18 protein-coding genes and 2 pseudogenes are annotated in these 21121 nt (G+C 56.2%); 8 read left to right on the top strand and 12 right to left on the bottom strand.

What is annotated here, in order from left to right; genetic code table 11:
* Positions 1–22 precede the first annotated feature (22 nt).
* The 9 genes from RLEG4DRAFT_RS36705 to RLEG4DRAFT_RS36665 all read right to left on the bottom strand — a co-directional run bounded on the left by RLEG4DRAFT_RS36705 (position 23) and on the right by RLEG4DRAFT_RS36665 (position 9168).
* A complete protein-coding gene (locus tag RLEG4DRAFT_RS36705; protein ID WP_051040927.1) occupies positions 23–553 on the bottom strand; it encodes a KdsC family phosphatase in 531 nt (176 codons plus the stop codon).
* Entirely contained in the window at positions 550–2049 is a 1500-nt protein-coding gene (locus RLEG4DRAFT_RS36700) for a hypothetical protein (RefSeq protein WP_125869681.1), read from the bottom strand. Before RLEG4DRAFT_RS36700 ends, RLEG4DRAFT_RS36705 begins: the two co-directional genes overlap by 4 nt.
* An 18-nt stretch (positions 2050–2067) precedes the next feature.
* Positions 2068–2835, bottom strand: a complete 768-nt coding sequence (locus RLEG4DRAFT_RS36695) for a cytidylyltransferase domain-containing protein (RefSeq protein ID WP_003584416.1) — start codon at positions 2833–2835, stop codon at positions 2068–2070.
* 13 nt (positions 2836–2848) lie between these two features.
* Positions 2849–3592, bottom strand: coding sequence for an SDR family NAD(P)-dependent oxidoreductase (locus tag RLEG4DRAFT_RS36690; RefSeq protein ID WP_003584415.1), 744 nt, complete (start codon positions 3590–3592; stop codon positions 2849–2851).
* Positions 3593–3602: 10 nt separating this feature from the next.
* Positions 3603–4382 carry an SDR family oxidoreductase gene (locus RLEG4DRAFT_RS36685; RefSeq protein WP_003584413.1) on the bottom strand — a complete coding sequence of 260 codons (780 nt, stop codon included), beginning with the start codon at positions 4380–4382 and terminating at the stop codon, positions 3603–3605.
* Positions 4366–5184 (bottom strand): HpcH/HpaI aldolase family protein, encoded by an 819-nt coding sequence (locus tag RLEG4DRAFT_RS36680; protein ID WP_003584411.1) that lies wholly within the window; start codon positions 5182–5184, stop codon positions 4366–4368. Before RLEG4DRAFT_RS36680 ends, RLEG4DRAFT_RS36685 begins: the two co-directional genes overlap by 17 nt.
* Before the next feature lie 108 nt (positions 5185–5292).
* Entirely contained in the window at positions 5293–6513 is a 1221-nt protein-coding gene (locus tag RLEG4DRAFT_RS36675) for a glycosyltransferase family 4 protein (protein WP_171898262.1), read from the bottom strand.
* Entirely contained in the window at positions 6497–7384 is an 888-nt protein-coding gene (locus RLEG4DRAFT_RS39630; protein WP_003584408.1) for an SDR family oxidoreductase, read from the bottom strand. Before RLEG4DRAFT_RS39630 ends, RLEG4DRAFT_RS36675 begins: the two co-directional genes overlap by 17 nt.
* Positions 7381–9168, bottom strand: a complete 1788-nt coding sequence (locus RLEG4DRAFT_RS36665; RefSeq protein WP_003584406.1) for an ABC transporter ATP-binding protein — start codon at positions 9166–9168, stop codon at positions 7381–7383. Before RLEG4DRAFT_RS36665 ends, RLEG4DRAFT_RS39630 begins: the two co-directional genes overlap by 4 nt.
* A 438-nt stretch (positions 9169–9606) precedes the next feature.
* On the opposite strand from RLEG4DRAFT_RS36665, the gene RLEG4DRAFT_RS39820 reads away from it, so the two are divergent.
* Together RLEG4DRAFT_RS39820 and RLEG4DRAFT_RS36660 are read left to right on the top strand one after the other, a co-directional pair.
* Positions 9607–9897: a helix-turn-helix domain-containing protein gene (locus tag RLEG4DRAFT_RS39820; protein ID WP_125869680.1), complete on the top strand. Its 291-nt coding sequence runs from the start codon at positions 9607–9609 to the stop codon at positions 9895–9897.
* A 295-nt stretch (positions 9898–10192) separates the two neighbouring features.
* Positions 10193–11467 carry an O-antigen ligase family protein gene (locus RLEG4DRAFT_RS36660; RefSeq protein ID WP_003584404.1) on the top strand — a complete coding sequence of 425 codons (1275 nt, stop codon included), beginning with the start codon at positions 10193–10195 and terminating at the stop codon, positions 11465–11467.
* Between the two features lie 92 nt (positions 11468–11559).
* On the opposite strand, the gene RLEG4DRAFT_RS36655 is transcribed toward RLEG4DRAFT_RS36660, so the two are convergent.
* Positions 11560–13554 (bottom strand): polysaccharide biosynthesis protein, encoded by a 1995-nt coding sequence (locus tag RLEG4DRAFT_RS36655; protein ID WP_003584402.1) that lies wholly within the window; start codon positions 13552–13554, stop codon positions 11560–11562.
* A 90-nt stretch (positions 13555–13644) separates the two neighbouring features.
* On the opposite strand from RLEG4DRAFT_RS36655, the pseudogene RLEG4DRAFT_RS39625 reads away from it, so the two are divergent.
* Positions 13645–14785 (top strand): annotated as a pseudogene (locus RLEG4DRAFT_RS39625) (Ti-type conjugative transfer relaxase TraA); the annotation flags it as partial.
* Positions 14786–15011: 226 nt separating this feature from the next.
* Here RLEG4DRAFT_RS39625 and glmS read toward each other — a convergent pair.
* On the bottom strand, positions 15012–16838 hold the full coding sequence (gene glmS / locus RLEG4DRAFT_RS36640; RefSeq protein WP_003584400.1) for a glutamine--fructose-6-phosphate transaminase (isomerizing): 1827 nt from the start codon (positions 16836–16838) through the stop codon (positions 15012–15014).
* A gap of 387 nt (positions 16839–17225) precedes the next feature.
* Positions 17226–17363: a hypothetical protein gene (locus tag RLEG4DRAFT_RS41095; protein ID WP_003584398.1), complete on the bottom strand. Its 138-nt coding sequence runs from the start codon at positions 17361–17363 to the stop codon at positions 17226–17228.
* Positions 17364–17559: 196 nt separating this feature from the next.
* Here RLEG4DRAFT_RS41095 and gmd point away from each other — a divergent pair, with 196 nt between their 5' ends.
* From gmd to tnpB, 5 genes and pseudogenes are all read left to right on the top strand, one after another.
* Positions 17560–18621 carry a GDP-mannose 4,6-dehydratase gene (gmd, locus tag RLEG4DRAFT_RS36635; RefSeq protein ID WP_003584396.1) on the top strand — a complete coding sequence of 354 codons (1062 nt, stop codon included), beginning with the start codon at positions 17560–17562 and terminating at the stop codon, positions 18619–18621.
* A complete protein-coding gene (gene fcl / locus RLEG4DRAFT_RS36630) occupies positions 18622–19572 on the top strand; it encodes a GDP-L-fucose synthase (RefSeq protein ID WP_003584394.1) in 951 nt (316 codons plus the stop codon).
* 450 nt (positions 19573–20022) lie between these two features.
* A pseudogene (locus RLEG4DRAFT_RS39620) lies at positions 20023–20204 on the top strand (transposase); the annotation flags it as partial.
* A gap of 71 nt (positions 20205–20275) precedes the next feature.
* A complete protein-coding gene (gene tnpA / locus RLEG4DRAFT_RS36625) occupies positions 20276–20752 on the top strand; it encodes an IS66-like element accessory protein TnpA (RefSeq protein WP_125869679.1) in 477 nt (158 codons plus the stop codon).
* A complete protein-coding gene (tnpB, locus tag RLEG4DRAFT_RS36620; RefSeq protein ID WP_003584388.1) occupies positions 20749–21105 on the top strand; it encodes an IS66 family insertion sequence element accessory protein TnpB in 357 nt (118 codons plus the stop codon). The genes tnpA and tnpB overlap by 4 nt, the downstream gene beginning before the upstream one ends.
* The last annotated feature ends 16 nt before the right edge of the window (positions 21106–21121 follow it).

Raw genomic sequence — 21121 nt, 5'->3', positions numbered from 1 at the left:
GCAATCCAAGCCGGCAACCGAGTTACCCAAGTCTTTTTGCGGCTAAGATCGCTTCGCAAAGCTCTCTGACCGCCCCGTGACCGGCAGCCGTTTTTGTCTCGTAGCGGCAAACCGCCTTCACCTTGGCCACACCGCCCGAAACAGTTACCGGAAAGCCAACTTTTTCGAGTAGACTCAAATCGTTTATATCGTCGGCGATATGGCAAATGTCTTGGAAGTCGATTCCAAGCTGAGCGGCCAAATCGACGATCGGCGCCAACTTGTTGTCCACGCCAAGGAAACAATACGGCACTCCAAGGCTGGATGCCCGCCGAGCAATGATCTCGTTCTGGCTTTGCGAGATGAAACAGACTGCTACTCCTTCCGACATCAGCAGCTTGAGACCAGTTCCGTCCTGAACATGGAAACGGAGAAAGGAGAGCCCGTTCGAGCCGAAATACATGCCTCCATCCGTCAGCACGCCATCAACGTCGCATGTCAACAATTTTACGCTGGCTAAATCTGGATCCGGCGTCAAAAACCTTGGCAAGAGAATCACCTCCGTCTGCTTCAAAAATCACTTTTGAGGCCACGCATAAGATCGACAAAAACCTGTTCGCGAAGCGGCACATAAAATTTTGTGCAAAAGTCGATTGCGGCAGATAACTCGGCTTCCGAGCCAACGTGTTCAGTCGACAAGATTCGTATCAACTGCTCCGGACAGTCAACGCTTTCACGATACCCTTCAAGCGCGAACAGGGGATCGATATCTGCCAGTTCGCCGGGAACGCGGTAGTGTAACGGCTTCGTGCGCAGGAGCGGCGCGCTGATAATTGCTGTGCTTCCCCTGTAAAGCGCCCAATTCGCTTCTGCTAAATCGGCGTTCAACGAGCGCTCTTTAGACCATTCGAATGTCGGGGGTAGGTTCGCAAATTCCGGCCGCTGTCTAAAAAAAAGATCCTTCGACATCGCAGGGTGCAGCCGAATTCGAAACCGAACATCGGGACATTTGGCACCGGCCTCAAGGCTTAGCCGGATCAACGCAGCAACCTCATCGTTCAGGCCTTCGGGAAGAAGAAGGCAAACCCTCGACGTGGGCATCTTCGGAAATTCTTCGCCCTTGGCAAAACTTCGGACGCTTCCAAGAACCCGAATATCCTTCCCTAACATGGTCGGATTGTTCTTAAGTACCGACAGCGACACATCGCCTGGCACCATGATGACGTCGGGATCATACCCGTTGCCGAGTTGGGCAGTCAGAGCATGGTGCATGGGAAACAAAGGTGCGTGCGCATAGCCGATACAAACCGTGGCGGGATCTGCTTCATGCGCGGCATGAAATGCAAGTCGCTCCCAGCTGTGCCCCTCCAAAGTCGTCATGACGATCTTTGGATTTAAACGCTTGACCAACTCGCCAATCTGATAAGCAATTCGCATCGCGTCCCGTGCGGTGGGAGACAAAGCGTCCAGGGCAGCAAACCGAGCCAACTCTATGTTTCCGGAAATGCTTTTCTTCGCTAGGCTAAGAGCCGCGCGCCCAAGCTGCGCTGAAATCTGCAGCTCATTAACGATATCGAGCTGCCGGGGAAGCACAACTCTCGGGGTCTGAGACCGGCTCCAATTTTGCGAGATATGCGCCGAGGAACTCTGTGTATGATCAATCAGGGCATTTACCGATGAAATGCCGTGGCGTTGCAGCCTTTCGGCAAGATCGCCTATGTAGATGTCGTCGCATTGCGTCATACGCCGGACATCGAGAAGATGTGAAACGAAAAGTATATCCGTCCGCTCAGGCAACTGATCACCAGACTGAAGCCTACTCCCTTTGCCACCAACCAACGGTCGAAGAAGATTGTGATAGGCCATTGGCAAAAAGGCGCGGGCGAGGCTGCCAGTAAAACGCGACCGCAACACATCAGCGTATAATTTCAGAGAGTTTGGATGTGCGTTTCGAAAATGCAGCATCGGCGCAGCGACAACCGCCGGATTAGCACCGTTTCGCAACAGATCGGTTCCGGACGAGGCTATCGCTTGCAGCCGCGTATTTGCCTGTTCTCCCGTCATCGCCAACCTAAGCCCACCGTTGCCTTACCATGCGAGGAGCCGACACAGTAATTCCGCCTGCTCCTCCGACTGTTGCACATAATCCAGCACTTGTTGCGCTTCGGTAGGTTCGTTCACGGAAGGAAGGCTCTCGTCAACGGGAACCGATGTTAGGAACCCACCCGTTTCAACAATCCGCATCTGTTCTATAGATTCCAATTTTTCGAAAGTTGTCGCGGGCTGGCCGGCGATTGTCATCAGGTAATCGCGACGAAAGCCTATCATGCCCAGAATCTTGCGGATTGCATTCTGTTGGGCCTCGAAAGGGGCGATTGACGGCGAACGCCGGAAGCAGAAGTTGATCCGCCCATGCATCCCCAAGGCGCATTTGACAAAAGAATGACGGTCGAGTTCTCCGGCGTCACTGATGGGGGCGGTAGCATTCCAGGCATCACCTTCGGGATTAGATCGCATCGCTGCTATCATGGCCGAGACGTGTCGCGGCAGCAGCAAAGGTTCGTCGCCTTGCAACAATAGTATATGTGTGCAATCGAGCATTTTAGCCGCTTCCGCACATCGGTTCGTGCCGTTCCGATGGGTATTGGCGGTCATGATAACATTTCCGCCCGACGCAGCTACCGTCGTCGCGATTTCCTCGTCGCAGGTGGCAACGTATACCTCATCAAGTCCTTCTGCCATTAACGCCCGGCGACGCACATGTTCGATCATCGGAACGCCGTAAAACGGAAAAAGGATCTTTCGCGGGAAGCGTATCGACGCAAGATGCGCAGGAATGAGACCAACGACTTTCATGTATTTACAAACCTTACTGGGGAAACACGCCGCAATCCACGTTGATACATTGGCCGGTGATCGCCGCCGCGGCTTCGGAAGCCAAGAAAACCGCCATTCCAGCGACATCCTCGCCGCGTGGCAACCAGCCCAAGGCTGCATTTCCCACCGTGAATGCCTTCAGAAACTCATCAGGCTTGCCCTTTGCAGGCGACCATTCCGTTTCGAGCGCCTCAATCAGCCCGGGCGTACGGACGAGTACCGGGCAAAGCGCATTGACGCGAATGGCCTTAGGGCCAAGTTCCTTGGCGAGCGACTGTGTCAGACCATTCACGCCAAATTTGGAAGCCACATACATGGCATTGTTGGCGCTACCGCGCTTGCCAGCAAGACTGGAAATATTAATCAGCGAACCGCCTTCCTGCATGGCGGCGGCGGCGGCCTTACATCCCCAGAAGGTGCCTTTCAAATTGACGTCGATCATCGTATCGAAGAACAACTCGTCGATCGCCTCTAGGGGGCGCCATTCCGAAAAGCCTGCATTGTTGATGTAGACATCAATCTTGCCGCCCCATGCCAGCGCCGTATCGACGAGATGGCAGTGCGCATCCTCATTCGAAACGTCGATGGCTTCAAAACGCACATGGGTTTCCGATATTTCGCGGATTCCACTTTCATTGCGAGCCCCAACTACCACCTTGTACCCGGCATTGACAAAGCCTTCGACGAGTGAGCGTCCAATTCCGCGGCTTCCGCCAGTGACAACTGCAACTTTCACGGTCACAGCCTTAGATTGTCATCGCAGAGAAACCGCCATCGACAGCGATTTCTGCGCCTGTCACAAATCCAGCTGCGTCAGACGCAAGCCAAATCATCGCGCCGACCAACTCGCTTACTTCGCCGTAACGGCCCATAGGAGTGTGTCCAAGAATGGAAGCCTCGCGTTCAGCGGTGATGAAATTCTTTCGATTCCAGTCGGTCGGAAAAAAGCCAGGACGTATCGCATTCACACGCACTCCAACCTTGGCCCATTCGCGACCAAGGTTCTGCGTAAGGTTCTTGATGCCTGCCTTGGCCACCGAGTAGGGAAACGCCCTCGATAATGGTGGCCCCGCCGAAGCTGACGAAATGTTGATGATCGAGCCGGAGCGCTTCTCAACCATCTGGCGACCGAAAACCTGGCAGCCGAGAAAGGTGCTGGTGATCTGAGAATCTATTACCGCCTGCCATTCCTTCAGATCCATCTCGAAAAACGGTGTGGAACTGTTGGTACCTGCGCCGTTGACGGCGATATCGAGCACCCCGAATTCGCGGTTGATTGATTCGAGAGCTGTCTCGAAACTGCTTTTGCTCGTGGCGTCCAGGGCAAGACCGATGGCGTAACCACCCCTATCCCTTATCTGCGCGGCGACCGCTTCTGACTTTTCCGGACGGATATCGAGAACGGCTACCTTGCACCCAGCCTCGCCGAAGGCACGGGCCATTTCACCGCATAGGTGGCCACCGCCACCGGTAATCGCAACAACACGGCCTTCGAGATTGAAAAGTTTCTCAACGAATTTCGACATTGTTTTGCGCGCCCTTGAATTGATTGACGACCGAACGCGTAAGTTCGGCCCACTTCCACAGCACGAACAGATCGGAGCCGAGAATAACGAAGGTATATCCCTGGTCAAAAACGTCCTGAACTGCCTCGGGCGTCACATGCGCAACCTGGGTGCAGCACCCTTTTCCGTGACGTTTGCATGCCTCAACGACCTTGGCCGCAGCCTCGCGGACGCGCGGGTGGTTAGTCTGGCCTGGCAATCCAAGTGATCCGGAAATGTCGTATGGTCCAACCATAACAGCATCGACTTCGTCGAAGCTCAGCAGTTCCTCGATGTTTTCAACGCCGGCGATCGATTCGACCTGCAGCATTACGGTCGATGCATCGTTCCAACTGGTGATATATCGATCAAAATCGAAGCCATATCCGTGCGCCCTGTTAACGCCATAGCTCCGACGCCCTATCGGCGGAAACTTGACATGATCAATCAAAGCCCGGACCTGTTCCTTCGTCTCGACCATCTGGACGATCAGTCCATCGGCACCGGCCTCGAGAAGCGGTTTGAAGATGTCGTTGCTGTGCGACACGGGACGCGGGAGGCATGTCGTCCCCTCAGCTTGGCAGGAGGTAATAATATGGCGGGCCTGCTCAAGCGAGATGGTTGTGTGTTCCATATCGATGGCGATGAAATCAAAACCCGCCCGAGCAAACGTCTCGACGATGGACGGGTCAGGATAAGAAACCCAGCCGCCAAAAACCCGCTCGCGGTTGCGGAGTTTTTGTTTCAGGTTTTGTCGACGTGTAAGTGTGGCTTCAAACGACATTGGACACCGGAGGGATCTTTCAAAACTCTGTCGCTGTTATCACTGGGCAGGATGCAAGGCAAGCCAGTGGGCTCTAACCTTGCCGCACCACACGCAGTATCGTCAGAATCACTGGCCGTTCGATTGGATCCTGATATCAAATAGCGCAAGAGAAGCCTGGACATCCTTGCCATCTGCCAGAATCGACTGAGCATAAGCCTTGGCTGCTGTCCTCATCTTCAGGTGTTCATTCTCATTCATGTCGATGATTTGCTGAAGAGCAGCGGACATAGCTTCCGGTGCCTCCAAAGGCACGTCTACGCCGACACCCTTTTCGGCGAGTCCCCTCCAGGGCGTCCTGTTGCTTAGAATCACCGGACAACCTGCGCCAAGGGATTCGAAAACGACATGTGCGTAGTTTTCGCCCAAGGATGGCAAAAAGAACGCATCGAAACGAGACAGCGATGCAAGAACGCTTTCAGGGCTTTGTGGCCCAAGAACATCCACCCGGATGTTATCTGGCAGCATCGCCAGTTTACGCTTACAAACGGCCCAGTAATCTTCGTCCTCCACCGGACCGATAATAGAGAATATGACATTCCCGGAGAGCGAACGTAAGACATTGAGGGCGCCCACCAGATTCTTCATGGGAGAAATACGTCCCACAAAAACTATCTGAGCCTCGCCCGGGGCCTTCCTTTGCCGGCCAGCTGGCTCCAATGGAATCGACGGCAAATCGGGTGCAACCACAACTGTAGCGGCCCTACCCATAACAGAACGTATATCCATTTCCTCGAACTGACTTGACGCCTGCCAAACGACGGATCGTAATAGACCGCTGGCTCGCAGAATCGCGAGATAAACCCTCTTCCGCGTTTGTTTCAATGCGAGCGCACCACCGGACAACTCCCCCCGAGGCGCGATAACCACCCGCATCTGGCGACCTTCAAGTCTAATGGCGATCAATGGAAGCAGCGAAAATTTTCTTGAAAGAAGACTATTGATGTAGACGACGTCCGGCTTCTTCTCGCGCAGCATTCGCCGCATATTCGGAACTGTTAAATTTTCGGGGGTTGCGTGCCTAACCGAGGCGCCGGCGTACAGGTGCCAAAGATCGTGTGGAACGTCGGAGTACGATGTCGTTTCACCGAGATCATTCGATCGGGTGAAAATCGAAAAATCGATCTCATTGCCTAGCCGCGTCACGAGGTTGCGGATGGTCGTGATTGGACCGCCGCCTTTATATCCCGGCAAATAGTAGTCGCAGAAGACCAGAACTTTGCATTTCGAGACGTCTATATCGGTCTGCTCGCTCAATACGTCATCCTGATTTTCAAGCGACATTTTCATAGGAAAGCGCATCCAAGCTCGCCGATATATTCGGCAGCGGATGCCCCAGCACTTCCGCGAGCTTCCGCGTAGACAGAGACATGTCTAAGGGACGGAGGGCCTTCAAGCCTGCATCGGCAAGAAAGCGCGGAACAACGAGTTTTTCATCAAGGCCGAGCCGGCCCGCCAGACGGGTGGCGAATTCGAATTTCGAAATCCGCTCTGAACCCGCACAATGATAGACACCCGACAAGTTGCTCGACATGCAGCGGGCGATATAATCTGAGAGAAGTGGCATCGCGATTGGTGTGAAATGGGCATCGGCAAATGCGCCTAGCGGCTCTCCTGCTCGCAAACAATCCGTCATCCAATCCGAAAGCGATTTGCGCCAAGGCAGCCCTCGTCCAAAGAAATTGGTGCGTAAGACTAGTGTTTCCGGATTCGCCTGCAGTGTCATTCGCTCGCCTGTAACCTTGGTTCTGGCATAGGCGTTCAATGGATGAACTGGATCACTCTCGGCGACGTTGGGTCTCGCGCCGTCCCAGAGGTGATCGCTCGATATATAGAGGAACCGGCACGTTCCCACGCTGGCCGCCGCAAATTCACGCGCAGCCCCAGCATGGAGGCGCCGAGCAAGAGTCTCATTCGATTCACATTTGTCTACATCGGTCAGACCCGCCGCATAGACAACGACATCAGGCTTAACCTGGTGAAGGAGAGTTCCCGCATCGAAATCGCTGGAAAGGTCCAAGGGTATAGAGGCAACCTGGGATACTGCCATGGAATGATTGCCCGTGGTTGCCCAAACCTGGATGCCTCGGGCAATTAACGACGCACTCAACGCATGCCCGAGCATGCCGCTTCCACCCACGATCAACCAACGCGCGTTCATTGCATCTCCCCAGCCGAGCAATCCTGGTGCTCGTCATCCACAGCCTCGCTCGCCTGGCCCCATTGTCGGAGCGCTCCATCCTCCAAAAGGAGAATCCGGTCACAGGGCTTCAATGTGCTCAGCCTGTGGGCAATGACCACAATGGTTTTATCGCCCTTTAACGATTCCAGGGTCTCGACGACTGCGCTTTCGGTTTCGTTGTCGAGTGCAGAAGTAGCCTCGTCCATGAAGATGACATCAGGATCGTGATATAGCGCACGCGCTATACCAATTCGCTGCCGCTGGCCTCCGGAAATAGCGGCCCCCTGCTCGCCGACCAGAGTAACAACGCCTCGCGGGAGCTGATTAACGAAATCGGTCAATTGCGCGAGTTCGATTGCCTTAGCAACGCGGCTGTTATCGATCGACGCCTCCGCGACACCAAACGCGATGTTCTGTCGAAGACTCTCGTCCGACAGATAAACGAACTGTGGAACATAGCCTATCCGCGCCAGCCAAGCATCGCGCTGGTGCGCGATGTCACTTCCGTCGCAACGTATTGTGCCTGCAGTGGGCGGGAGCAAGCCGATCATTATGTCGAAAAGAGTGCTTTTGCCGCTTCCTGATTTGCCGACGATGCCGAGGCATTCCCCCCATTCGATTCTAAGATCTACGTTTCTCAGGATTTGGTCGCCTCGGCCATAGGCAAAATTCACGTTCTCCAGAACCAATCCAGTTTCGCCAGGCTTTTCGAGCGAACGATCTAGTTCTTTGGGACCTGGTTGGGCAACGACCTTATCACGGAACTCGGCGCTGACTGCGATCACGGCCGGTGCGCCAATACGCATCTGCTGCGCAGCCCCCAAGATTGCATTCGTCGCATCCATAAGTCGCAGCGACGCAAAACCAAAGACTGCTAGTACAGGCGCAATTTCCACGACCGGCCGAACAATAGCCATGATCGATATGATTGCCAGTACAACAAATACGAGAACGACTTCGAGATAGTACCGCGGCAACTGCGTCAGAACATTCCGCAATGCTTGCGCATTGGCGTACTTCTCGCGCGAAAAGCGCAGTCTTCTGACAAACTCGTCTTGTCTACCCAGAACTCGAATTTCACGCCCGGCGCCTATTCCTTGCTTCAATTCGTTCAGAAGTTCGAAATTCGCATCCTGGAAGCGGACGCCGATGCGATGAAGATGAGCTTTCACGACCCAGAAGTAGGCGCCGCCGAAGATAGCAACCAGTATAGCCGCACCAACGGCGGTCGGTGTATCAACAAGAAGAAGGACAACGAAAATCACGCAGAATAGCAAAAGATTAACGATGATCGTAAACAAGGGAATGATGAAAGTCAGGAAAATCTGGCTACAGGACACCGACGCATTGCGAATGAGTTCAGAGGAGTTTCTGTTCGCGATGGAAGGCCAGGGTCTTTGAAGGTAGCTGGCGTAAAGCCTGCTGCCAAGTTCGGCTTCCGCAGTGAAAAGAACCTTGTATTGCCACGAGAGCAAAGTCACCGAGAGTATGTTCTTGAACACGAAAACACATGCAATCAGGCAAGCCAGCAGAAAAATGATGAAACGCGGCTCGGCCAGCTCTGTCGGACTGAAAAATCGTCCCAGCATCGGAAGCTTGGCGGAGCTCGCCGGATCGACAAGTGCGAGAACAAGCGGAAAAAATAACGCAACGCCGATTGCATCCAAGGCTGCTGCAACTGCAAAGCTCAGCGTCATGAGTGGTAGCTTCCGGCGCGTCTTCGGGTCGAGAAGTGCCAGACTTTCCTTGATCGGTAATTTCATAACTCGTCTTCAATATGTACAGGCCGCTAGCCGTTCGAGTTGCACTCTTTCGCACAATTCGACTGCCAACGAAAGGGAGCTTATCACCGACAAGTATCTCCCGGGGGGTGAAGTTGTTTTACGGTTGCCGGGCTTTGAGAATCATTCTCCTCCCGTCTAACAACTCTTCTGTTCCATCTGGGCGAGGGGCTACGGCAGGGTATCCCAAGCCGCTTGCCGAGCTGATGCCTCAAGTCGTCAAAGGATTATGCCAAGTGTAAGCTTTGTCAACTTTGGTTGCGGGCCTGATGGTATGGGGTTTGTCCGACCTGAGAGGTAGATGACGATATATATCGAAGGCTTGGGTTGCATTTTTCGGTTTTGATCGGGAGGTGTAGAGACTTCGGTTATGGATGAACGTCAAACGTTCTGGTGCTTATTGTCTGGAAGGGGAAGGGGATGAGCGAGATATGCGGGAAATTCGGCATTTCGCGTGAGACCGGCTACAAGATCTTCAACTGCTACAAGGACGAAAGGCTCGATGCCGTGAGGAACTGGTCACGCCGGCCGGTTCGAATGTTAATAAGTTGCCCGAACGGTCACGGCGATGATCGTGTGGCTGAAGAAGGGGAAGCCATATTTGGTGAGCCGCAAGATCCGGGAGCTTCTGGTCAAACGGCTGACAGGCGATTTGGAATTCCCGCCACAAGCACCGTGGATGCGGCATGCGTAACCGACACGGCCTTATGAGCCATGCCCGCAAGAGGAACCGGGCGAACGGGGCCGTGGGAACGTTGTTATCTGTTGACGCTCACGGATCAGGCGTCCACTACCTTCGGTGCAGTGAGGCGTTCGAATCGACGCGGACTGGCTTGCAGTCGCATCAATTTGCTTATCGTCATCTAACAGAGCCGTGGCTCATGCTGATGCTCAGTTGCCGGTTTGCGACAGCCATATGCAAGGCTCGGCTGTCCCCTTATTAACGACTTGACAGCGATGATTACGGTCCTTAGCGAGACGGCATCAGCATGGTCAGGATCGGCAAGTGAAATACCTCAGACAACTGAAGATAGCAGTGCTTTATCCTGAAAATGGAGCGGGAAGCGCACTCGATCGAAACAACCGCATTGCGGTCTTTCTGTTTGCAATCCTTCCCGGACTTTCGCCGAACTTCAATTCCTTCATCCTTCTGGGCTCGATGGTGTGGGTCATCTACTGTCTGGCGACAGGCAGCATGGCCTTTAACCTGTCGAGATCCGACCGGCTGGTTGCCCTTGGCATGTCGATCTACCCGCTGGTGATGATCGCAAGCATATTCGTCAATCCGCCCTACTCCGAAGAACTGGACTGGATATTCCGGCTGCTGCCTTTCTTTTCGGTCTGGCTGATATTGCCGCGGATGCGCCAATCTCCCGACGGCCGCCTCGTGCCGCTGTTTATCCTCGGCGCCGGTATCGGCATGATCGTCACCTTTCTCTTTAGCCTGCTGCAGATCATGTTTCTGCTCGAGAGAGCAGAGGCCGGAACTTCGAACGCTGCACTGCTGGGCGTCATAGGTGTTCTTTTCGGCGGTATTGCGCTTCTTAACGTTCAATCACCCAAGAGCGTTGAGCAAAGAATTGCCATACTGGGATATGCCGCCGGCCTGGGCTGCGTGCTGCTTTCCGGAACGCGCTCGGCCTGGCTGGTTATACCGGTTCATATCGTCATCTTTCTCTGGTATTTTCGCAAACACAGCTTCCATCTGAGTTTGCGCAGCCTCGCCATCACCGGTTCCTTACTGTTTGCGGGACTTATCGCCCTCGGCAGCGGCCAAATCCTCCATCGCATCGAAGCGCTGCAGGAAAATATGGCATCGCTCGAACGCAGCGATGGCGAAGTCACGTCGCTGAGTGCACGGTTCGCTCTGTATAAAGGTGCAGTATCGGCAATCAGCAAGGACCCGTTGACTGGTTATGGCCCGCAAAACCGGATGGCTTCGGTGCTGGCAGAGCTGCCCGAAAGCATAAGGCCGCAACTGACCTATTCGCACGTGCACAACGGTTTTCTGACCGCGGGGATCGACGCCGGCATTTTCGGCATTGCAGCGCTTTCGCTAATGCTCGCAACACCAGTGATCGGCGCATGGAGAAAGGAAGCCGGACCCGGCCGGGATCTGGCCATTGCCCTCGCGCTGCTGCTCGTCAGCAGCTACGTGATCACCGGCAGCTTCGGCATCATGTTCAATCAGAAGGCTTTGGATCCGATCTTCGCCTATCTCGTCGCTCTTATTTGCGTGGATCGTGGCACCACGGGCTTTACGCCGGTGGTTCGAGACTGACGTCCGCACCTAGAGCACCATGCCAAAAAGCGTGAGCGGTTTTCATATGAGATCCTGCTCTGTTTTTAAGTTAGAGCAGGATGATCGATGTTTCAGGCAGCCGTGTTGGTTTCGGCGCCGGTGTAAGCCAGATCCGAGACCTCACCCGTCGACGAATAACCGGAAACAAGCTCCGCCAATGTCGCACGTGCGGCGATCATATCGTTCCGATCCAATGCCGCATTGAGCGCGTTGAGCTTTTTCAAAAGCTCCGGCCAGAGCAGGAAATCCTCATGCGCCTTCATGATCCGGGGATGTTCGGTTGTTTCCGGATTGTCGCCGATCAGCAGTTCTTCATAGAGCTTCTCGCCGGGCCTGAGACCGGTAACGGAAAGCTCGATATCCCCGTCCGGATTATCCTCGTCACGGACGGCCAATCCCGACAGTTCCACCATCTTGCGGGCGAGATCGGCAATGCGAACGGGTTCGCCCATATCGAGCAGGAAAACATCGCCGCCCTCGCCCATTGCGCCTGCCTGGATGACCAGCTGCGAGGCTTCCGAAATGGTCATGAAATAGCGGGTTATCTCACGATGTGTCAGCGTAACGGGGCCGCCATCCTTGATCTGCTGCCTGAAAAGCGGCACGACGGATCCGGATGAGCCGAGCACGTTTCCGAAGCGGACCATGGAAAAATTCGTTCGCATTCTGTCGGTCGTCGATTCTGCTGCGAGCGCCTGCAGAACCATCTCCGCCAGCCTCTTGCTGGCGCCCATCACATTTGTCGGACGCACCGCCTTGTCCGTACTGATCAGCACGAAATTCGAGACACCGTATTTATACGCTGCGCGAGCCGCAACAAGCGTACCCATGACGTTGTTCTTGATGCCCTCCACGGCATTATGTTCGACAAGCGGCACATGTTTGTAGGCGGCGGCATGATAGATCGTCTGCGGTCGCCAGCTCTGGATGATATGCTCCATGCGATCCTGATCGCGGACGGAACAGAGGATCGGAACGATCTGCAGATCTTCATGCTCGTAGAGTTCGGCCAGCTTCCGCAATTCCGCATCGATATTATAAAGCGCAAACTCGTTCTGATCGAGCAGGATCAGGCTGGAAGGTGCGTTTCGGAGAATCTGGCGGCATAACTCGCCGCCGATCGAGCCACCGGCGCCGGTGACCATCACCACCTTGTTGCGCATCGCCTTGTCGAGTAACTCCTGCCGCGGCGCGACCGCTTCCCTCCCCAGCAGATCTTCGATCTCCAGCTCACGAATGTCGGAAACAGTGACACGTCCCTGGGCGAGTGCCGTCAGATCCGGCAATGTGCGAACATTCACCCTGGCTTTGCGGATATGCTCCAGGATTTCGTTGCGCCGCTGGCGGGATGCCGATGGAAGAGCAAGAAGCACATTGTGCACGCCAAGCGTTTCGGCAAGCACCGGGAGATCCGCGGGGTCATAAATCGGCAAGCCACCCATGACGCCGCCCTTGAGGCGCGGATCATCATCCAGATAGCCGACGACGTTGAGCTCGGCACTGTTCGTCAGGGCAGCCGCCAGTTGCCGCCCGGCCTTGCCCGCCCCATAGATCAGGACCTTCGCGAGCATATTCTTGTGAAGGATACGCTGATAGGCATCTCCGAGCCAATAGCGGATACCCAGCCGCGACAGCCCGATCCCGATCAACAGCAGGAAAGGCTGGAGAATGCCGACGGTTCTCGGAACTCCCGGGACGCTGAGAGCCGTGAAGATCGTCATGAAGGCGAAGCCGTAGATCGCAATCGCCTTCAGGACCGTAATGAAAGCGGCCAGATTGGCATAACGGAAGATCGCCCGATACATGCCCATGACGATGAAGATGGGAAGCGCCATGCACAGCGAAACGAAAACCGGCAGCCACTGCACGCCGGTCAGCACCGTCCATTCATTCAGCCGGAAGCAATAGGCCAGCCAGATCGTCAGAACACAAAAGCTGGAATCCACCAGCAAAGCCAGAGCGCGTTTGGCGACCCGTGGCATCGCCAGCAAAGGGGTGACAAGCGCTTGCATCGACATCAGGAACCATGCCGAGCGCGGTGTCTCAGTGGGCGTATTTTCGGGCATTATCAACCAGCGTCTCGTGGATCAATCGGACAAGCACCTTCTTGTCATTTTATGCAACGAGCGCAACTGAAATCGGAATGCAAGGTTGCATTGCTGTTGGTGCGTATCGACAATGGCCGCAATATCGTCGTCAAGGAAGGCAGCTATCGCAATGCCGATCACGGCTATGCCGCAACGATCCACAAATCGCAAGGCGCTACAGTCGATCGCGCCTTCGTGCTTGCCACCGGCATGCTGGATCAGCACCTGACCTATGCGTCGATGACCCGGCATCGCGATCACGTCGATCTTTATGCAGCAGGCGAGGATTTTGCACCGAGGTCGGAATGAGAGCGCAAGCTGCGTGCCGATCATGCCACGGGGTGACCGGCGAGATCGTCGAAACCGGAGAAGCCAAATTTCGGCCCGATGACCAGGATGCCGACGACAGCCCCTATGCCGATGTCAAATGACAGAACCGTCCATCGCCTGTGGGGCGTGAGCCTGCCCCAAAGGCGCTTGAGGAGGCAGGCGTCTCAGAAGGCGACACCGTCACCCTGCCGAAGGATGGTGTCGAGCGGGTCAAGGTCCAGATTGCAGTCGCGGACGAGGAGACGGGGCAGAAGCGTTACGAGGAGAGGAAAGTCGATCGCAATGTCTGGACGGGCAAGCAGATTGAAACCGCCGAAGCGCGCCGGGATCGCATCGAGCGGGAGAGTCGTCGGCCGGATGTGTTTAAGCAACTGCTCGAACGGTTGTCGCGCTCGGGCGCCAAGACGACAACGCTCGATTTTGAAAGCGAGGCCGGTTATCGCGCATATGCCGACGACTTCGCCCGGCGCAGGGGAATCGATCATTTTTCGCTCGCCACGGTGGAGATGGACGAAACCCTTTCCCGGCTCGGGACGAGGATTGCCGCAAAGAGGGACAGGTGAAAAAGCTCTGGGAGAGGGCGAGCGTGGCGCTCGGCTTTGCCATCGATCGGGAGCGGCGGGTCGCCTACAATAAAGAGCGCAGCAGACGATGGTCGAAGCGATTTCCAGAGGGCCACGATATCTGATCCCGTCGGCCACTGTCTTCGTAGGAGCGTGGAGGAGGATGGGCGGCTGGCGCAGCGTTCGTCGGCCGCTTGGACAGAGCGGCCGTTTTGATGGAGAAAATCTATCGCGATCCGGATGCCGCGCTTGTCGCCCTGAACACGCCTGCGGAGGATATCGGTGCTGAACCGCCCACACTTGCCAACAATCTGTCCCGGATCGCTTGGTGGCCTCCTGAAGAACGGTGGTTATTTCGGCTGGCTTAAACGCCCAGGCGATCGTTCTGTAGAATCGATCAAGTGATACCTCATCGAGCTCTTTAGCGAAGTGGGGCGCGTGAGTCGATCTGAGATCGAACACTAATCTGCGGCTGTGAATAGATTGTGTGATCACGCGCTGTTGCGGCCGTAATTTCGCCGTAGGGGTCGGGGCGTCGCAGGCTTATTCCACGGTCACGGATTTCGCCAGGTTGCGCGGCTGGTCAACATCGGTCCCCATGAAAACGGCGGTGTGATAGGCGAGCAGCTGGATCGGCAGAGAGAAGATCATCGGCGCGATGATTTCGTCGACCACAGGCAGGGTGATGGTCGCCATGGTCGGCAGTTTCGAGGCTGCCGCACCGGCCTCGTCGGTGATGAAGATGATGCGGCCGCCGCGGGCTGCGACTTCCTGCATGTTGGAAACGGTCTTTTCGAAGAAACGGTCGTAAGGGGCGATGACGATAACCGGCATGTTCTCGTCGATCAGCGCGATCGGTCCGTGCTTCAATTCGCCGGCGGCATAACCTTCGGCGTGGATATAGGAGATTTCCTTGAGCTTCAGCGCGCCTTCCATGGCGAGCGGGAAGCTGGTGCCGCGGCCGAGATAGAGCACATCCTTGCATTTCGACAGCTCGCGCGACAGGCTTTCCATCTGCGGCTGGATGAGGTTCAGCACCCGGCTCATGATCCGCGGCATTTCGGCGAGATGGCGCACCAGCGCCCTCTCCTCCTCAGGGCTCACCGTGCCGCGCGCCTTGCCGGCGCCGATCGCCAGCGATGCCAGCACGGCAAGCTGGCAGGTGAAAGCCTTGGTCGAGGCGACGCCGATTTCAGGGCCTGCCATGATCGGGAAGACGGCGTCGGATTCGCGGGCAATCGTCGATTCGCGGACGTTGACGACGGCGCCGATCTTCAGGCCGTTGTCGCGGCAGTAGCGCAGCGATGCAAGTGTGTCGGCGGTTTCGCCGGACTGCGAGATGAAGAGTGCAGCCTGCGAAGGCGAGAGCGGCATTTCGCGGTAGCGGAATTCGGAAGCGACGTCGATCTCGACAGGCAGGCGGGCATAACGCTCGAACCAGTATTTGCCGACGAGGCCGGCGAGATAGGCGGTGCCGCAGGCCGAGATCGCCAGGCCGGTCGCCGCCTTAAAGTCGATCGCAGCGGCGTTGGCGCCGATCGTGTTCTCGGCGAAATCGACATAATGGCTGAGCGCGTGGGAAATAACCTCCGGCTGCTCGTAGATTTCCTTTTCCATGAAATGGCGGTGATTGCCCTTGTCGACGACATAGGCGGTCGCCTGCGAGATCTGGCGAGCACGTTTGACCGGCTTGCCGGCGAAATCGACGACGGCGACGCTGTCGCGGGTGATGACGGCGCAATCGCCGTCGACCAGATAGGTGATCTCGTTGGTGAAGGGAGAGAGCGCAATTGCATCCGAACCCAGGAACATTTCACCGCGGCCATAGCCGACAGCAAGCGGCGGACCGGAACGAGCGGCCATGATCGTACCGGGATCGGCCTTGAGCATGACGGCGAGCGCGTAGGCGCCGGTCAGCCGATTCAGCATCTGCAGCATGGCGGCGCGCGGCTCCAGGCCTTCGCGCAAATATTTCGCCATCAGCTGGGCAACGACTTCGGTATCGGTCTGGGGTTCGAAGAGCGCCCCCTCCGCCGTCAACTCGTCGCGCAACTCGGAGAAGTTCTCGATGATGCCGTTATGGACGACGGCGACACCTTCGACGAAATGCGGATGGGCGTTGGTCTCGTTCGGAACGCCATGGGTCGCCCAACGGGTATGGGCGATGCCAACCACACCGGGCAGCGGTTCGGCGTCAAGGCGCTTTTCCAGATTGAACAGCTTGCCTTCGGCACGGCGGCGATCCATCACCCCCTCATGGATGGTAGCGACACCAGCGGAATCATAACCGCGATATTCGAGACGCTTCAGCGCATCGACCAGGCGCCCGGCAACAGGCTGATTTCCGACGATCCCGACAATGCCGCACATGCAATATATTCCCCATAAAGGCTTCGATAACGAGGCCAGTCCTAACGATTTCTGCTTATTTCTCAATCACCTCGGCGGTCACTTTCAATTTCCGCCGGTTACGCAAGGCCGCTCAGCTCTTCGCCTTCTTCGCCGCCATGATGGCAAGCGTGCTCCCGTCGTTTGTCGTGGCTCCACGCGTCGCGCAGACGGGATACAAACCCGCTACGACTTTCCATGTCGGAGTCTTTGTCGACTGGGGATCTCCACGTCCGCTGATGGATAGCTGTCGGCTGATTCAGCCGGATCTGACGTGGTGCCGTATGATAGATCGGATGTTTTTATGCTCGTTGCGGGCGTCTGGCACGCTCATTACATCACAGCGAGAGCCGGAGGCGTCGCCTACCGTCAGAAATCAAAGGCTTTATCGTCTTTATATAACCGGCGAAATTCTTCTTCCCAAGGATCAAAAAACTTCTCCCCATTCGGGAGCGGCGCTTTGGGCTGCCGTTCGGCCTCTTTGTACTGGTCTTTGTGTTCGGTCATCGGTTCACCTCTTCCTCCCTCCTATCAACGTGAGGCGCAGGTGTCGACCGTAAGTGGGACACGATTTTGTTGACATCGACAGATTGTGTGATTGGATTGACCGCACCATTAAACACCGCGTCGTCGGCCTGGAGTTTCGGACTGGCGTCAACTTGGGCCTCGTATTCCCAAGATTGCATCGAAAGACCAGTGAAAAATGACAAAAACCGCGCTTATTACTGGGGTGACTGGTCAGGATGGTGCCTATTTGGCCGATTTGCTTCTGAGCAAAGGCTATACGGTGCACGGAATCAAGCGGCGATCCTCGTCTTTCAATACCGGCCGCATCGAGCATATCTACCAGGATCCGCACGAGGCCTATCCACGCTTCATACTCCACTATGGCGATATGATCGACTCGACCAACCTCCTGCGGATCGTGCAGCAGACGCAACCCGATGAAATCTACAATCTTGCAGCTCAAAGCCATGTGGGTGTCAGCTTCGAAACGCCTGAATATACGGCGGATGCCGACGGTGTCGGGACGTTGAGGCTGCTCGAAGCCATCCGCATCCTGCGGCTCGAGGAAAAGACCCGGTTCTACCAGGCATCGACGTCCGAACTCTACGGTCTTGTGCAGGAAGTGCCGCAGAGCGAGAAGACGCCGTTTTACCCGCGTTCTCCCTATGCCGTAGCCAAGCTCTATGCCTACTGGATTGTCGTGAATTATCGCGAGGCCTATGGCATGCACGCGTCGAACGGCATTCTTTTCAATCACGAAAGCCCGCTTCGCGGCGAGACCTTCGTCACGCGCAAGATCACGATGGCGGTGGCAGCAATCCATCTCGGCCTTCAGGATAAGCTCTTCCTCGGCAATCTGGACGCCAAGCGCGACTGGGGCCATGCCCGTGAGTATGTCGAGGGCATGTGGCGCATGCTGCAGCAGGACAAGCCGGATGACTACGTATTGGCGACCGGTGAGACGACAAGCGTCCGGCAGTTTGTCGGGTGGGCGTTTGCCGACGTCGGCATTGCTTTGGAATGGAAGGGCTCCGGCGTAGATGAAAAGGGTTATGACTCCGCGTCCGGTGCGTGCCTCGTGGAAGTCGATCCTCGATATTTCCGCCCGACGGAAGTCGACCTTCTGCTGGGTGATCCGACCAAGGCACGGCAGAAGCTGGGCTGGCAGCACAAGACCCCGGTTCGCGAGCTCGCTGCCGAAATGGTGCGCGAGGATGTCAAGCACTGGAAGGCCCTAAACAGCCGGAAAGAGATCTAAGTGTACGACTTGTCCAACAAAAAGATTTGGGTTGCCGGCCATCGCGGTATGGTCGGCAGTGCTCTCGTGCGAAGGCTTCAATCCGAAGATTGCAACGTTATCACGGCCACGCGCCGTGAGGTCGATTTGAAGCGGCAGGACGAGGTCGAGAGGTTTGTTGAAGCAAACCGACCCGACGCGATCATTCTTGCTGCTGCCAAAGTTGGCGGAATCCTCGCCAATGACAGCTATCCCGCAGAATTCATTTATGACAATCTGATTATTGAAGCGAACATCTTCGAAGCCGCCCACCGCGGCGAAGTCGACCGGCTTCTGTTTCTGGGTTCAAGCTGTATTTATCCCAGGCTCGCTCCACAGCCGATTCCCGAAGAGGCTCTGTTGACCGGTACGCTCGAGCCCACCAACGAATGGTACGCGATCGCCAAGATCGCCGGAATCAAACTCGCGGAAGCCTATCGCAAGCAATACGGCCGCGATTATATTTCGGCCATGCCGAGCAATCTATACGGCCCAGGCGATAATTTCGACCTGAAATCCAGCCATGTCCTACCAGCCCTTATCCGCAAGGCGCACGCTGCCAAGCTGCGCAAGGATCCGCATTTAGTGGTCTGGGGCACGGGGACCCCGCGCCGCGAATTTCTGCACGTCGACGACTGTGCCGACGCGTTGGTATTTCTGCTGACAACCTATTCGGGCGCGCAGCACGTCAATGTCGGCTCGGGGACAGATCTCGAAATTATCGAGTTGACACGTTTGGTCTGCCGCGTTGTCGGTTACGAGGGTGAGATTATTCACGATCTTTCCAAGCCCGATGGCACGTCGCGAAAGCTGATGAGCAGTCAGAAACTGCACAACATGGGCTGGAAGCCGCGCATTTCGCTTGAGGATGGCATTGCAGCCACCTACGCTTGGTTTCTGGAGTTCGAAAATAGATCCGATCCGGCGGCCTGATATAGGTCGGTGAGATCCGGCATCTATTCCCGCGGCGATGTTCGCGACGCAGACGGGGTCACCCGGACCGAGGCCCGGACAACATGCGAGTGAGACCATTGCCGCTACGCCATGGATGTGATCCGTCATCCGCCAACACGTTTCTTGTTAATTCGCAGGGGCGCGCGAACACGAAGCCCACCTCGGAGGTCTTCGACTAGATTCAATATGGACTTGATCTGTAAATGTTTCCGGCCTGGCGGTGGCGGCCTATGCAAAGGTCAACTTCAGCGCGGGGACTTAATCCCTGGGTGCAAGCTCCGGCATCGCTTCAGGGTCGACGGTGGCGACCGGCGTTGTTATTATCACCTTTTCCAGTACCCGACCGAATACTAGAGCGGGATTGTTTTAGGCGGGATCGGGGAAGTGGATTCCATTTCTGGTGCAAATCAGATTCACCAGCCGGCCTGGATGGCGAGACCTTTTTCAGATGATCTTCGTGAGCGAGTTGTTTGCGCGGTGACGCGCGAAGGGCTGTCGTGCCGCGCAGCGGCAAAGCGTTTCGGCATTGGCGTCAGCACGGCGATCGACTGGGTGCGACGGTTGCGTGAGACAGGCAGCCCAGCCCCGGCCAGATGGGCGGGCACAAGCCGACGGGCGATCTGCGGGGAACAACGGTAAGCGCTGTCCTGATCCCACCTTCCGGATCATCGCTTGATCATTGATGTTCAACCTCGAAAGAGGGCTTGGACATATGTCGATTTCAGAGCTTACGCTTAAATCCAAGGATGAGCCGGTACGCCGGTTTGAGGTGTTTATCGGCAATGGCCGTCGTCGCGAATGGAGCGACGATCAGAAGGCGCAGATTATTGCGGAGAGTTGCGAGCCCGGCGTGACAGTATGCTCTGTGGCGCGGCGGCATGGGTTGACGCCGCAGCAGTTGTTCACATGGCGACGGCTCGCCCGAAAGCCGCTTGATGTTCTTTCGGTGCCGGAGGAAGCACCAATGTTTGCACCAGCAGTCGTCGTGTCGCCCGAGAAGTCGGAGCCGAAGAAGGCGCGGCAAGCAAGTTTGCAAAGAAGAACTTCTCCGGAGGCGGCTATTGAATTGCAGATTGATGGAGCCATGCTGCGCATTGCCTCTGGCACCGATGCTGCAACCATTGCCGCCGTCATTCAGGCGTTGAAGGCTCAATCGTGATCGGTCCGTCCGGTGCGGTAAAAGTGATGATCGCCACCAAGCCTGTCGACTTCCGCAAAGGTGCTGAAGGATTGGCGGCACTGGTAAAGGCCCAGATGGGTGCCGACCCGTTCTCGGGCACGATCTACGTGTTCCGGGCCAAACGAACGGACCGGATCAAGCTGATCTTCTGGGACGGCAGCGGCGTGTGCCTGGTCGCCAAGCGGATCGAGGATGGCGAGTTCCATTGGCCCCGGATGCAGGACGGCGCGATGCATCTAACGGCCGCCCAGTTCTCGGCTCTGTTCGAGGGATTGGACTGGAAGCGCGTTCACACGCCGAGCGAAACGCGCACGCCGGTGAAGGCCGGATGACGGCCGCGACCAATTG

Source organism: Rhizobium leguminosarum bv. trifolii WSM2297, from assembly GCF_000271845.1.
The sequence above is the reverse complement of the archived record's forward strand: the minus strand, read 5'-3'. Positions and strand labels throughout refer to the sequence as shown.

Excerpts from the sequence above, each read along its gene's own strand:
- RLEG4DRAFT_RS36695 (WP_003584416.1), bottom strand. The coding sequence starts at position 2,835 with ATGAAAGTCGTTGGTCTCATTCCTGCGCATCTTGCGTCGATACGCTTC.
- RLEG4DRAFT_RS36685 (WP_003584413.1), bottom strand. The coding sequence starts at position 4,382 with ATGTCGAAATTCGTTGAGAAACTTTTCAATCTCGAAGGCCGTGTTGTT.
- RLEG4DRAFT_RS36680 (WP_003584411.1), bottom strand. The coding sequence starts at position 5,184 with ATGTCGTTTGAAGCCACACTTACACGTCGACAAAACCTGAAACAAAAA.
- RLEG4DRAFT_RS36675 (WP_171898262.1), bottom strand. The coding sequence starts at position 6,513 with ATGAAAATGTCGCTTGAAAATCAGGATGACGTATTGAGCGAGCAGACC.
- RLEG4DRAFT_RS39630 (WP_003584408.1), bottom strand. The coding sequence starts at position 7,384 with ATGAACGCGCGTTGGTTGATCGTGGGTGGAAGCGGCATGCTCGGGCAT.
- RLEG4DRAFT_RS36665 (WP_003584406.1), bottom strand. The coding sequence starts at position 9,168 with ATGAAATTACCGATCAAGGAAAGTCTGGCACTTCTCGACCCGAAGACG.
- RLEG4DRAFT_RS39820 (WP_125869680.1), top strand. The coding sequence starts at position 9,607 with ATGAGCGAGATATGCGGGAAATTCGGCATTTCGCGTGAGACCGGCTAC.
- RLEG4DRAFT_RS36655 (WP_003584402.1), bottom strand. The coding sequence starts at position 13,554 with ATGCCCGAAAATACGCCCACTGAGACACCGCGCTCGGCATGGTTCCTG.
- glmS (WP_003584400.1), bottom strand. The coding sequence starts at position 16,838 with ATGTGCGGCATTGTCGGGATCGTCGGAAATCAGCCTGTTGCCGGGCGC.
- RLEG4DRAFT_RS41095 (WP_003584398.1), bottom strand. The coding sequence starts at position 17,363 with ATGACCGAACACAAAGACCAGTACAAAGAGGCCGAACGGCAGCCCAAA.
- gmd (WP_003584396.1), top strand. The coding sequence starts at position 17,560 with ATGACAAAAACCGCGCTTATTACTGGGGTGACTGGTCAGGATGGTGCC.
- tnpA (WP_125869679.1), top strand. The coding sequence starts at position 20,276 with ATGTTCAACCTCGAAAGAGGGCTTGGACATATGTCGATTTCAGAGCTT.